This window comes from Mycobacterium sp. (genome assembly GCF_035697385.1).
Lineage (GTDB): Bacteria > Actinomycetota > Actinomycetes > Mycobacteriales > Mycobacteriaceae > Mycobacterium.
In genome coordinates, this window is sequence record NZ_DASSCY010000248.1 from 19,665 (window position 1) to 31,881 (window position 12,217).

Annotated in this window: 13 protein-coding genes; 8 read left to right on the plus strand and 5 right to left on the minus strand. The window is 65.6% G+C overall.

The window, feature by feature from the left end; genetic code table 11:
- Window positions 1-36: 36 nt before the first annotated feature.
- Window positions 37-750, plus strand: a complete 714-nt coding sequence (locus VFH65_RS20960; protein ID WP_353323969.1) for a sensor domain-containing protein — start codon at window positions 37-39, stop codon at window positions 748-750.
- Window positions 751-757: 7 nt separating this feature from the next.
- Here the strand turns inward: VFH65_RS20960 and VFH65_RS20965 are convergent, their stop codons facing one another.
- Together VFH65_RS20965 and VFH65_RS20970 are read right to left on the minus strand one after the other, a co-directional pair.
- On the minus strand, window positions 758-2,764 hold the full coding sequence (locus VFH65_RS20965; RefSeq protein ID WP_353323970.1) for a glycoside hydrolase family 15 protein: 2,007 nt from the start codon (window positions 2,762-2,764) through the stop codon (window positions 758-760).
- 84 nt (window positions 2,765-2,848) lie between these two features.
- Window positions 2,849-4,795, minus strand: a complete 1,947-nt coding sequence (locus tag VFH65_RS20970) for a heavy metal translocating P-type ATPase (protein WP_353323971.1) — start codon at window positions 4,793-4,795, stop codon at window positions 2,849-2,851.
- Between the two features lie 72 nt (window positions 4,796-4,867).
- On the opposite strand from VFH65_RS20970, the gene VFH65_RS20975 reads away from it, so the two are divergent.
- From VFH65_RS20975 to VFH65_RS21005, 7 genes are all read left to right on the plus strand, one after another.
- Entirely contained in the window at window positions 4,868-5,221 is a 354-nt protein-coding gene (locus VFH65_RS20975) for an ArsR/SmtB family transcription factor (protein WP_353323972.1), read from the plus strand.
- Between the two features lie 36 nt (window positions 5,222-5,257).
- On the plus strand, window positions 5,258-5,452 hold the full coding sequence (locus VFH65_RS20980) for a hypothetical protein (RefSeq protein ID WP_353323973.1): 195 nt from the start codon (window positions 5,258-5,260) through the stop codon (window positions 5,450-5,452).
- A gap of 160 nt (window positions 5,453-5,612) precedes the next feature.
- Window positions 5,613-5,705, plus strand: coding sequence for an Ms4533A family Cys-rich leader peptide (locus VFH65_RS20985; protein ID WP_353323974.1), 93 nt, complete (start codon window positions 5,613-5,615; stop codon window positions 5,703-5,705).
- 178 nt (window positions 5,706-5,883) lie between these two features.
- The gene (locus tag VFH65_RS20990) at window positions 5,884-6,855 is read left to right on the plus strand and encodes a sulfate ABC transporter substrate-binding protein (protein WP_414688472.1); all 972 of its coding nucleotides are present in this window, start codon (window positions 5,884-5,886) and stop codon (window positions 6,853-6,855) included.
- Entirely contained in the window at window positions 6,852-7,721 is an 870-nt protein-coding gene (gene cysT / locus VFH65_RS20995; protein WP_353323976.1) for a sulfate ABC transporter permease subunit CysT, read from the plus strand. Before VFH65_RS20990 ends, cysT begins: the two co-directional genes overlap by 4 nt.
- Window positions 7,718-8,539, plus strand: coding sequence for a sulfate ABC transporter permease subunit CysW (gene cysW, locus VFH65_RS21000; protein WP_353323977.1), 822 nt, complete (start codon window positions 7,718-7,720; stop codon window positions 8,537-8,539). The genes cysT and cysW overlap by 4 nt, the downstream gene beginning before the upstream one ends.
- 12 nt (window positions 8,540-8,551) lie before the next feature.
- Window positions 8,552-9,610 (plus strand): sulfate/molybdate ABC transporter ATP-binding protein, encoded by a 1,059-nt coding sequence (locus VFH65_RS21005; protein ID WP_353323978.1) that lies wholly within the window; start codon window positions 8,552-8,554, stop codon window positions 9,608-9,610.
- Between the two features lie 131 nt (window positions 9,611-9,741).
- Here VFH65_RS21005 and VFH65_RS21010 read toward each other — a convergent pair whose 3' ends face one another.
- The 3 genes from VFH65_RS21010 to VFH65_RS21020 all read right to left on the minus strand — a co-directional run.
- Entirely contained in the window at window positions 9,742-10,467 is a 726-nt protein-coding gene (locus tag VFH65_RS21010) for a sirohydrochlorin chelatase (RefSeq protein ID WP_353323979.1), read from the minus strand.
- Window positions 10,446-11,150 (minus strand): phosphoadenylyl-sulfate reductase, encoded by a 705-nt coding sequence (locus VFH65_RS21015; RefSeq protein WP_353323980.1) that lies wholly within the window; start codon window positions 11,148-11,150, stop codon window positions 10,446-10,448. The genes VFH65_RS21010 and VFH65_RS21015 overlap by 22 nt, the downstream gene beginning before the upstream one ends.
- A partial coding sequence (locus VFH65_RS21020) for a nitrite/sulfite reductase (RefSeq protein WP_353323981.1) occupies window positions 11,147-12,217 on the minus strand: 1,071 nt, incomplete at its 5' end. The genes VFH65_RS21015 and VFH65_RS21020, both read right to left, overlap by 4 nt.

Genomic DNA, 12,217 nt, shown 5'->3' on the forward strand with positions numbered 1-12,217 from the left:
GCGGCGCTTTGGCGATCGTTCCGCCACAATGTCTTGGTGATCATCGCGGCTAGAGCTTTGCGGGCGTGTGCCGTCGGCGGTGTGCTGGCATCCGTCGTCCTGTTGTCCGGATGCGTGAGCAACGTTTCAGGCACCGCTGTGCGTGCGCAAGGCGCCGACCCCATCGATGTGCCGCCGCTCGACGAGTCGCAACTCGACGACGTGCTGCTATCCATCCGCGAGCTCAACGGAATCATGGGCTCCTCGCGGATGACGATCACCGTCGAACTCGAGGAGATGGCCGACCACTCCGCGGATGTGTCCGATCCCGATTGCCTTGGCGCGATGTACGGCGCCGAGGAACTGGTGTACCAGTCCTCCGATTGGACCGCGGTGCGTGACCAGGTCGCCAGCGAGCCCGACGAGGACAACGACCACTGGGTCGAGCAGACGGCGGTGCTGTACCCCTCCGCCGAGAAGGCGCAGGACTTCTTCGACACTTCCCAGTCCTCGTGGGAGGACTGCGCGGGCAGCGCGGTCTCGGTGGACGACGCCGACGCCAGCTACTTGTGGCAGATCGACGACGTCACCGCCGAGGACACGCTGATCACCCAGTTCTCCACGCAGGAAGATGCCGACGGGTGGGGATGTCAACACGCCTTGTCGGTGGTGTCCAACCTGACTGTCGAGGCCTGGGCCTGTGGTTACTCGATCACTGACGAGGGTGCGACCATCGCCAAGGACATCGTCGCGAACGCCGCAGAGAAGTAGAAGGCGACTACATCGGCGCGTTGGCCGGCAAGAACACCCCGGAGCTGTCGGCCTCTTCCTCGGCGCGAATCACGTGCACCACGGCGTTGATCAACGCCAGGTGGGTGAATGCCTGCGGGAAGTTGCCCAGGTGCCTGCCGGTGCGAGGTTCGATCTCCTCGGCGTACAGATGCAGCGGGCTGGCGAAGGACAGCAGCCGCTCGCAAAGATGCTTGGCCCGGTGGATCTCACCGATCTCGACCAGCGCGGACACCAGCCAGAACGAGCAGATCGTGAAGGTGCCTTCCTCGCCGGACAGGCCGTCGTCGGTCTCCTCGACGCGGTAGCGCAGCACCAACCCGTCTTCGGTCAGCTCGTCGGCGATCGCCAGCACGGTGGCCCGGATCCTGGGATCGTCAGGCGGCAGGAACCGCGTCAGCACCGCAAGCAGCAGCGACGCGTCCAGTGCGTCGTCGTTGTAGCGCTGCGTCAGCACACCGCGTGAGTCCACACCGTTGGCGAGGATGTCGGCCTTGATCTCCTCGGCGATGGCCCGCCACTGCTGGGCATAGGACTTCTCGCCCTGCAGCTCGGCCAGTTTGGAGCCGCGGTCCAGCGCGACCCAGCACATGATCTTGCTCGACGTGAAGTGCTGCGGCTCGCCGCGCACCTCCCAGATACCGCGGTCGGGTTCGCGCCAGTGCTTGATGGCCTCCTCGACCTGTTGCTTGAGCACCGGCCACAACGTGTCGGAGATCTGCTCACGTGATTTGGCGTGCAGGTACACCGAGTCGAGCATGGTGCCCCAGATGTCGTGCTGCATCTGGTTGTAGGCGCCGTTGCCGATCCGCACGGGGCGGGCGTTGTCGTATCCCGAAAGGTGGTGCAGCTCCTCTTCGACGAGGCTGCGCTCGCCGCCGACGGCGTACATCACCTGCAGCGGGTGTCGTTCACCGTTGTTGGCCCCCGACACGTCGGCGATGAACGCGAAGAAGTCGTCGGCCTCGCGGTCCAGCCCAAGGGTGTAAAGGCCCCACAGCGCGAACGTCGAGTCGCGCACCCATGCGTAGCGGTAATCCCAATTTCGTTCGCCCTGAGGGGTTTCCGGCAACGATGTGGTCGGGGCGGCCAGCAGCGCGCCGGTCGGGGAATACGTCAACCCCTTCAACGTCAGCGCGCTGCGTTGCAGGTATGCCCGCCACGGATGGTCGGGGAAGTCGCCGATGTTGATCCACTGCCGCCAAGCCTCGCTGGTCCTCCACATCTTGTCGGCGGCCTCGTCGTAGGTCTGCGGCGCTGGATGCTTGGACCAACTCAGCGCGACGAACACGTTGTCGCCCTCGGTCAGTCGGGTGCGGGCGCGCGCCTCCCGGCCCTCAAGCCCGATGCGCAGATTGGTGGTCAACCGCAGCGTCGGATGCGAGTCCGGGTTCTTGTTCGCCCGCGCGATCGCCTCGCCGTAGGCCTGGGCCGAGTACTCCCAGGTGGCGTTGTTGCGGTGGTAGTCGAACGACGGCTCGCAGCTCATCACCAACTCGACGGTGCCGCTCACGCAGCGCACGGTGCGCAGCAGGATGTGCTCGGCGTCCCAGTCCATCGGGGTGCGCCGGTGTGTGCGCGAGCGCGTCTCGATGTCATGCCACGGCCCCATCACCAGCGTGTCGCGCACGATCAGCCAGCCGGTGTGGGTCTGCCAGGTGGTCTCCAGGATGAGGCTGCCCGGCAGGTAGCGCCGGGCGGCCGGCACGGTCACGCCATAGGGTCCGAGCCGGAAATGACCGGCAGCGCGGTCCAGGATGGCGCCGAACACGCTGGGCGAGTCCGGGCGCGGGACGCACAGCCATTCCACCGACCCGGCCGACGAGATCAGGCAGGTGTTTTCGCAATCCGACAGGAACCCGTAGTCGGCGATCGGCGGGAACGGGTTCCGCAACGATCCGCTTGAGGCATACGGCACCGGGGCCGTCACTGTGAACGGGGCCTCTGGTTCCCTCGCGGGCGCCCCGTCGGAAGGCTCGGTGTGTTGCAGGACCATGCGGACATCATCGACTGCCGACGTAGCCTGCGTCTACTCAGGTGGCCGCGTGTCCTGGGGTCATCGCCGCACGCCCGGGCAAACTCACGATCGCTTTGCGGCGGTAGACCAGGCGCGGTCGCCCAACAGGCGCAGGCCGTTCAGGGCAACAAGGATGGTCGATCCTTCGTGGCCTGCGACGCCAAGGGGCAGCGGCAGTTCCCCGGCCAGGTCCCAGATCACGAGCACGGTGATGACCGATGCGGCGATGGCGAGGTTCGCAATGACGACGCGCCGGGTCCGCCGCGCCAGGCTGATCAGCGTCGGAATGGCGCTCAGCTCATCGCGGATCGTGACGACGTCGGCGGTGTCCAGCGTCAGGTCGGCGCCGGAACGGCCCATCGCCACCGAGGTGTCTGCGACGGCCATCGCCGGCGCATCGTTGACGCCGTCACCGACGACAAGCACGCGGTGGCCGGATTCCTGAAGATGTTGCACCGCAACGGCTTTCTGGCCAGGCAGCAGCCCTGAGCGGACATCGTCGATGCCGACCTCGTCGGCCAGTCGTGCGGCGGCGCCGGCGTTGTCACCGGTGAGCAAGACCGGCGAGTGCGACGTCAGCCCCGCCACCCTGTGCATGGCATCGGTGGCGTCCGCGCGGGGTTGGTCTTCGAATCCGAGGATTCCGACCGGCTCGCCGTCGGCGATGACGACTGCCACGGTGGCGCCGCTACTTTCGACCTCCGGCGGGAGCGGGTACCCGGAATGTGCGGAGGGACTGAGCACCTCGACAAGGTGGCCGTCGACAGTGGCGGATACCCCGCGGCCGGGCATCGCCCGAAAGTCACGGGCGTCACCGATGGGGACGCCGCGTTCGTGGGCGGCGGTGACAACGGCTTGCCCCAGCGGGTGCTCACTGAATTGCTCCGCCGCGGCGGCCATTGCAAGTACTTCCTCGTCGTTCACCACATCGCGGTTCGACGGCTCGATGAGCGAGAGCCGCGGGGTGCCACACGTCAACGTCCCCGTCTTGTCCACCGCGACGATCGTGGTGTCTGCCAGCCGTTCCATGGCGACCGCGGACTTCACCAGCACGCCGTGGCGACTGGCGTTGGCGATCGCCGACAACAGCGGGGGCATGGTGGCGAGCACGACCGCGCATGGCGAAGCCACGATCATGAACGTCATCGCCCGCAACAACGTCGACTGAAAGTCGGCGCCGAAGATCATCGGCACAGCGAAAAGCGCGAGCGTCGCGGCGACCATCACGACGGAGTACCGCTGTTCGACCTTCTCGATGAACAGCTGTGTCTTGGCCTTGGTGGCCGACGCCTCGGCGACCATCGCGACGATGCGTGCCACCACCGTCTGTGATGGGTCTCGGGTTACCTTGGCGCGCAAGGCTCCTGAGCCGTTGAGGCTGCCCGCGAACAGCTCGTCGCCCACCGTTTTCGTGGCGGGCAGCGGCTCTCCGGTGATCGACGACTGATCGACATCTGACGATCCGACGACGACGATTGCGTCGGCCGAGATCCGCTCACCCGGCCGTGTCAGCACATGGTCGCCGACGCGCAGCGCACTTGCGTCCAGCGTCCTTTCACTGCCGTCGTCATCGACGACCACCGCACGATCCGGGGCGAGGTCAAGCAGGCTTCGTACGGAGTCCTCCGTCCGCTTGGTCGCCACGTCCTCCAATGCGCCAGACGTCGCGAAGATGACGATCAACAGGGCGCCGTCGAAGATCTGCCCAATGGATGCCGCGCCGATCGCGGCCACGATCATCAGCAAGTCGACGTCGAGGCGTCGGGCCCGCAACTCCTGCAGGCCCGCCAAGGCCGGGGCCCAGCCGCCGGCGACGTAGCAGGCCAGATACAACGCCCACCACACCATCTCGGGCGCCCCAGCGACCTGTGCGACAAGGCCGGCGAGCAGCAGCGCCAGGGCGGCGATCGCCCATCGCACCGAGGCCACCGACCGCACCCATCCTCGCCAGGACCGGGCTGCTGCGGGCACGCGTTGAGCGGATGGTTGGGCAGTTGTCGCCGTCGTCATCACGTATGAATGTATACATGTAGAGCTCTACATGTGTCATACCTACGTCGGTGGTCATGCTTCAATTGCGAGATGGGACACGGTGTCGAAGGTCGCGGAACTCCGCAGGCCGCCCTCGATCCGTCCTCCGCCGCCAAGGTCGCCGAGACCTTGCAGGCCCTGGCGTCGCCGAACCGGCTGCTCATACTGACGCGCCTGCGCCAGTCGCCGTGCACGGTCACCGACCTGTCCGCAGCCGTCGGCATGGAGCAACCTGCGGTCTCACATCAGCTGCGTCTTCTCCGCACGCTCGGCCTGGTCGCCGGCGACCGGACCGGCCGCAACATCGTTTACCGCCTCTACGACAACCATGTCGCCCAGCTCCTCGACGAGGCGATCTATCACATCGAGCATCTCCGCCTCGGCGCCCGCGACGACACCGCCTGACGGGGTCACACTCCAGCGCTCGCATACCCTTGCCGCATGGGCGGGTTCCTCAGTTGGTGGGACGGCGTCGAGCTGTGGCTCTCCGGTCTGCCTTTCATCGCGCAAACCGCGGTGGTGATGCCAGTGGTGCTGGTCATTGCGTACGGCATCGCGATGGTGCTCGACGGTGCGTTGGGAAACGGGATCCGGTTGCTGCGCCGGGCTCGCCATCTGGACGAGGACGAACTGTGAGCGGGTTACCCCGGTCTCGGGTGACGTTGGTACTGGTCATCTTGGCGTTGCTCGTGATCGTGATGTGGCTGCTAACTCGATAGGTCGGCTAAGGCACCGTCGCGAGCAGCGAAGATGTCCGAGGTGAGCACCCTTCTCCGATTCTGTTATTCTTCGCGCCATGCATGCAGTGTCCGGCAATACCGAGGGCCACATCTTGGCGCTCATTGCTGTGGGTAATTGCGCTGTTGCAGACGTTCACTGTTGTCGCTGACTCCACACCCGTCCGCGGTTTGGTGTCGGTAGCGGCTGTCTCTTTGCCCAGGTACTGATGATCCATCGCCTTGCTGACGTGACGGGCTTCGTCCGTAGTCCCCTGCAAGGAAAGGTCACGAATGCTCGAGTTCCGAAAGTCATGGCGTAGCGCCGTTGCGCTGGCCGCCACCGCCTCCATGCTCGCTGCCTGCGGCGGTGGGTCCAGCGACGTCGCCGGCGGCGACGGTCAAGGTGACGCCGAGACCACGCTGACGCTGGTCGCGTACGCCGTGCCCGAACCCGGCTGGAGCAAGATCATCCCGGCCTTCGCCGCCACGGAGGAGGGCAAGGGTGTGGCCGTGACCACGTCCTACGGCGCATCGGGTGACCAGTCGCGAGCGGTGGTCGATGGCAAGCCCGCCGATATCGTCAACTTCTCGGTCGAGCCGGACGTCGGTCGGTTGGTCAAGGCAGACAAGGTGGCAAAGGACTGGAACGCGGACGCCACCAAGGGGATTCCGTTCGGGTCGGTCGTTTCCCTTGTCGTTCGCAAGGGCAACCCGAAGAACATCAACGATTGGGATGATCTGCTGCAGCCTGGCCTGGAGGTCGTGACGCCGAGCCCGTTGAGTTCCGGCTCGGCCAAGTGGAACCTGTTGGCGCCGTACGCCGCGAAGAGCAACGGTGGCAAGGATTCGCAGGCCGGGCTCGATTTCGTGAACAAGCTGGTGACCGAGCATGTCAAGACGCGGCCCGGTTCCGGCAGGGAGGCCACCGACGTGTTCCTGCAGGGCACCGGTGACGTGCTGCTCAGTTACGAGAACGAGGCGATCAACATCGAGCGGCAGGGTAAGCCGGTCGAGCACATCAACCCGCCGCAGACCTTCAAGATCGAGAACCCGGTCGCGGTCGTCACCTCGAGTGCGAATCTGGAGAAGGCCAACGCGCTGAAGAACTTCCTGTACACCGCCGAGGGCCAGAAGATCTGGGCGGAGGCCGGCTTCCGGCCGGTCGATCCCGCGGTCGCCGCTGATTTCGCTGACGATTTCCCGACTCCGGAGAAGCTGTGGACGATCGCCGACCTCGGTGGCTGGAATGCGGTCGATCCGGCATTGTTCGATAAGGACAACGGAAGCATCACCAAGATCTACAAACAGGCCACTGGATGACAGCTGCTCTTAACCCCGAGACCGCTGCGCCGCCCGGCGACGGCGGTGGGCGGTCTCGGGGCTTTTTCAAGAGCCGCTACGGCAGCACGTCTCTTCGGGTGGGGGTCGCCACCACCTGGCTGTCGATCATCGTGCTGCTGCCACTGGCCGCAATCGTCTGGCAATCCGCGGGCGGCGGATGGGAGGCGTTCTGGACTTCGGTGACGTCCAACGCCGCAATCCAGTCGTTCCGGGTGACGCTGACGGTCTCGTTCTCGGTGGCGGTGATCAACCTGTTCTTCGGCCTGCTGATCGCCTGGGTGCTGACGCGTGACGATTTCGTCGGGAAGCGGCTGGTCGACGCGATCATCGACCTGCCGTTCGCGTTGCCGACGATCGTGGCGAGCCTGGTGATGCTGGCCCTGTACGGGCCTGCCAGTCCGATCGGCGTTCACCTTCAGCACACCAAGTGGGGCATCGGCGTCGCTCTGCTGTTCGTGACCCTGCCTTTCGTGGTGCGGTCGGTACAGCCGGTGCTGTTGGAGCTGGACAGGGAGGTGGAGGAGGCCGCCGCATCGCTGGGCGCCAACAACTGGACCATCTTCACGCTCGTGATCCTTCCGGCCTTGCTGCCGTCGTTGCTTTCCGGTGCGGGACTGGCATTTTCGCGTGCCATCGGCGAGTTCGGCTCGGTGGTGCTGATCGGCGGCGCGGTGCCCGGCGAGACTGAGGTGTCGTCGCAATGGATCCGGACCCTGATCGAGAACGACGACCGCACGGGCGCGGCGGCTATTTCGATAGTGCTGCTGGCGATTTCGTTTGTCGTGCTGTTCGTCCTGCGTAGCATCGGGTCGCGGGCCGCCAAACGCGAGGAGCTGGCACAGTGAACTTATCGCCGGCCGTGCGCTACTTGGCCCGGTATGTCGCCCTTGCCTACGTGGTCGTGCTGCTCGTCGTCCCGGTCAGCATGATCCTGTGGCGCACCTTCGAACCGGGCGTCAGCTCGTTCTTCCAGTCGATCAGCACTCCGGCGGCGGTGTCGGCGTTGCAGCTCTCGCTGTTGGTGGTCGCGATCGTGGTGCCGCTCAACGTGGTATTCGGTATACCGACCGCCTTGGTGTTGGCGCGCAACAAGTTCCGAGGCAAGGGTGTGCTGCAGGCCGTCATCGACCTGCCGTTCGCGGTGTCGCCGGTGGTCGTCGGCGTCGCGCTGATTCTGTTGTGGGGCAGTGCAGGAATCTTCGGATTCGTGGAGAACGATCTCGGGTTCAAGATCATCTTCGGCTTCCCGGGCATCGTGCTGGCCAGCATCTTCGTCACCGTGCCGTTTGTCATCCGCGAGGTCGAACCAGTGCTCCACGAACTGGGCACGGACCAGGAGGAAGCCGCAGCGACACTGGGTTCCACGTGGTGGCAGACGTTCTGGCGGATCACCTTGCCGTCGATCCGGTGGGGTCTGACCTACGGCATCGTTTTGACCGTCGCCCGCACCCTCGGCGAGTTCGGCGCCGTGATCATGGTGGCGTCCAACCTGCCGGGAACGTCGCAAACACTCACATTGTTGGTGGCGGACAGATACAACCGCGGTACCGCAGAATCCGTTTACGGCGCTTACGCCATCTCAACGCTGCTGATGGCCGTGGCGGTGATCGTGCTGATCGCCCAGGTGATCCTCGACGCTCGCCGCGAGAAGACCAGCAACTAGGAGACGCTTGACATGACCACTGCGATCACCGTGCGGGGCGCTAACAAACACTATGGCGACTTCGCCGCACTGGACAACGTCGACTTCGACGTGCCGTCGGGCTCGCTGACCGCGTTGCTTGGACCCAGCGGTTCGGGCAAGTCGACGCTGCTGCGCGCGATTGCCGGTTTGGACCAGCCCGACACCGGCACCGTCACGATCAACGGAGTCGACGTCACGCATGTGCCGCCACAGCGGCGCGGCATCGGCTTCGTGTTCCAGCACTACGCGGCGTTCAAGCACCTGACTGTGCGTGACAACGTCGCGTTCGGCCTCAAGATCCGCAAGCGACCGAAGTCTGAGATCAAGGACAAGGTCGACAACCTGCTGGAAGTCGTGGGGCTCAGCGGTTTTCAGACCCGCTACCCCAACCAGTTGTCGGGCGGCCAGCGCCAGCGCATGGCATTGGCCCGCGCGCTCGCGGTCGACCCGCAAGTGCTGTTGCTCGATGAGCCGTTCGGTGCGCTCGATGCCAAGGTCCGCGAAGACCTACGGGCATGGCTGCGGCGTCTGCACGACGAGGTGCACGTCACCACTGTGCTGGTGACTCACGACCAGTCGGAGGCCCTTGATGTCGCCGACCGGATCGCGGTGCTGAACAAGGGCCGCATCGAGCAGGTCGGTTCGCCGACGGAGGTTTACGACGCGCCGGCCAACGCTTTCGTTATGTCGTTCTTGGGTGCGGTGTCGGCGCTCAACGGAAGCCTGGTGCGGCCGCACGACATTCGTGTAGGACGCAATCCCGATATGGCGATCGCGACAAGCGACGACTCCGTCCAGGCCACCGGGGTGTTGAGGGCAACCATTGATCGAATTGTCATGCTGGGCTTCGAAGTTCGTGTCGAACTGACCAGCGCCACCGACCAGACACCATTCACCGCGCAGATCACCCGCGGCGACGCAGAGGCACTTGGGCTCAAGGAAGGCGATACGGTCTATGTCCGGGCCACCCGCGTGCCTCCGCTGCCTGGTGGCACCGGGATTCCGCACAGCGACAATGCCGACGAGGATGAGACGCTGACGAAGGCCTGAGTGTTAGGCGCGGGGGCTACGCCGCCGCGAGGTCAACCGCGATTGTGCGGTTTCGTACGCGAAACGCCGAGTCGAGCGTATTCGAACGCACACTCGCGTTCCCCAGCTTCGCGTGGGCCCAGCTCGCGCAGTTAGGCGGCGGCGCGATCAACGGCGGCGACAGCGTCGAAACGGTCCAAAACCGTCGCGGCGACCAGATTGTGAGAGCCCAGCGGCTCCGCCATCGAAATACCTTGCGCCGCAGCGAAGTTCGCGACCCGATCGGTGATCCGTCCATGCGCCAGGAACCACGGCGCGATCACCAGACGGTCGGCGCCGTTGGCGGCCAGCGCGGCTGCCGCGTCAGCGACACCGGGCTGCGGTCCGGTGGCGAACGCCACTTCCACACCGGCCCAGCGGGTTCCGGCGCGCAACGCGGGTGCCACGGTCGACGTCCGCGCATTCGCGGCCTCACTCGACGAGCCCACCGCGACTACGAGCACGCCAAGACCCTCGTCGTCCGGGGACACTCCGGCCTCGGCCAGTCGCTGCCTCAACACAGACAACAACGCGGGATCCTCACCGAGAACCCCCGCCTGATCGAACGCAGCCCCGGACTCCGCGATCATCGCCGGGATGTCGGTGCGGGCGTGGTAGGCGTCGGCCAGAAGAAACGGCACCACGACTCCGTCGCCGGGCGCAGCGGCCAACACGTCGCGAAGGTCCGGCGTGGTCTGCTCGAGAAACGCGGGCCGCACATCGAGCCAGGGCCGCAGCCGCCGGATCCGGCCCGCGACCGCATGCGTCACCGCCGCCGAACGCGGGTCGGCGCTGCCGTGTGCGGCCAAGACCAGGGTCACGACGCGTGCAACCCGCATTCCGTCTTCGACAAACCGGCCCAGCGGCCGCTGCGCGGATCGGCGCCCTCAACGGGCTTGGCCGTGCACGGCGCGCAACCGATCGACGGATAGCCTTCGTAGACAAGGGGATTGACGAGCACATCGTTGGCGTCGATGTAGGTCTGCATGTCCTCATCGGTCCACGCCGCCAATGGGTTGATCTTCACCAATCCGAACGCCTTGTCCCAGCTGATCAGTGGGGCGTTGGCGCGCGTTGGTGCCTCCACCCGACGAATGCCGGTGACCCACGCGGAGTAGCTGCGCAATGCCTTGCTCAGCGGCTCGACCTTGCGCATCCGGCAGCACTCGTTCGGTTCACGGGCGAACAGGTCCTTGCCGAACAGTTCGTCCTGCTTTGCGACGGTGTTCTCGGGTGTGACGTTGACGACGTTGATGTCGTAGACGGCCTCGACGGCGTCGCGGGTGCCGATCGTCTCGACGAAGTGGTATCCGGTGTCGAGGAAGAGCACGTCCACGCCGGGGCGCACCTTGGAAGCCAGGTCGACCAGCACCCCATCCTGCATGTTGGACGCGACGATGTAATTGCCGCCGAAGTTCTCGTCGGTCCAGCGCAGCAGATCGTCAGCGCTGGCACCGTCGAGTTCGGCCGCGCCGCGCTCGGCCAGCGCTTGCAGGTCCGTCTCGGTCATCAGTTCCGTCATCGCAAATCCGCCTCGTCTGCTCGTAGTGCCCACGTAGCGAAACGCTCACCCTGCTCGCGTTGTTTCACGAAGTTCCGAACAACCCTGTCGATGTAGTCGCCCAGCTCGCTGGACAGCACCTTGTGCTGGCGCAACTTGCGGCCGAAACCGCTGTCCAGGCCCAGGCTGCCGCCCAGATGCACCTGGAAACCCTCAACCGGCCCATCGCCGTCGTCGACCATTTGGCCCTTGAACCCGATGTCGGCGACCTGGATTCGCGCGCACGAGTTCGGGCATCCGTTGATGTTGATCGTGACCGGCACGTCGAGCTGAGCGTTGATGTCCTCGAGCCGCTTCTCCAGCTCGGGCACCAGCACCTGCGACCGCTTGCGGGTCTCGGCGAACGACAGCTTGCAGAACTCGATACCCGTGCAGGCCATCAGGTTCTTTCGCCAGTGCGACGGGCGCGACGGCAGACCGAGCGCGTCGAGGCCGGCGACCAGCTCGTCGACCCCGTCGTCGGGCACGTCGAGGATGATCAGCTTCTGGTACGGCGTGAACCGGATGCGGTCGGACCCGACCGCATCGGCGAGGTCGGCCACCTTGGAAAGGATGGTGCCCGACACCCGACCCGCGATCGGAGCGACGCCGACAGCGTTCAGCCCGTTCTTCAGCTTCTGCACGCCGACGTGGTCGACGATGTGGACCACCGGTTCGGGCGCGGGACCGTCGATCAGCTTCCGGCCCAGGTATTCGTCCTCGAGCACCTGACGGAATTTTTCAACGCCCCAGTCCTTGATCAGGAACTTCAGCCGCGCCTTGGAGCGCAGCCGCCGGTAGCCGTAGTCGCGGAACGCCGAGACCACGGCTTCCCACACGTCGGCGACCTCGTCCAGCGGCACCCAGGCGCCAAGGCGCTGGCCCAGCATCGGGTTGGTGGACAGGCCGCCGCCCACCCACACGTCCAAACCGGGGCCGTGCTCGGGATGGTTGACCCCGATGAACGCGACGTCGTTGACCTCGTGGCAGACGTCCTGCAGCCCCGAGATCGCGGTCTTGAACTTGCGCGGCAGGTTCGAGTACTCGGG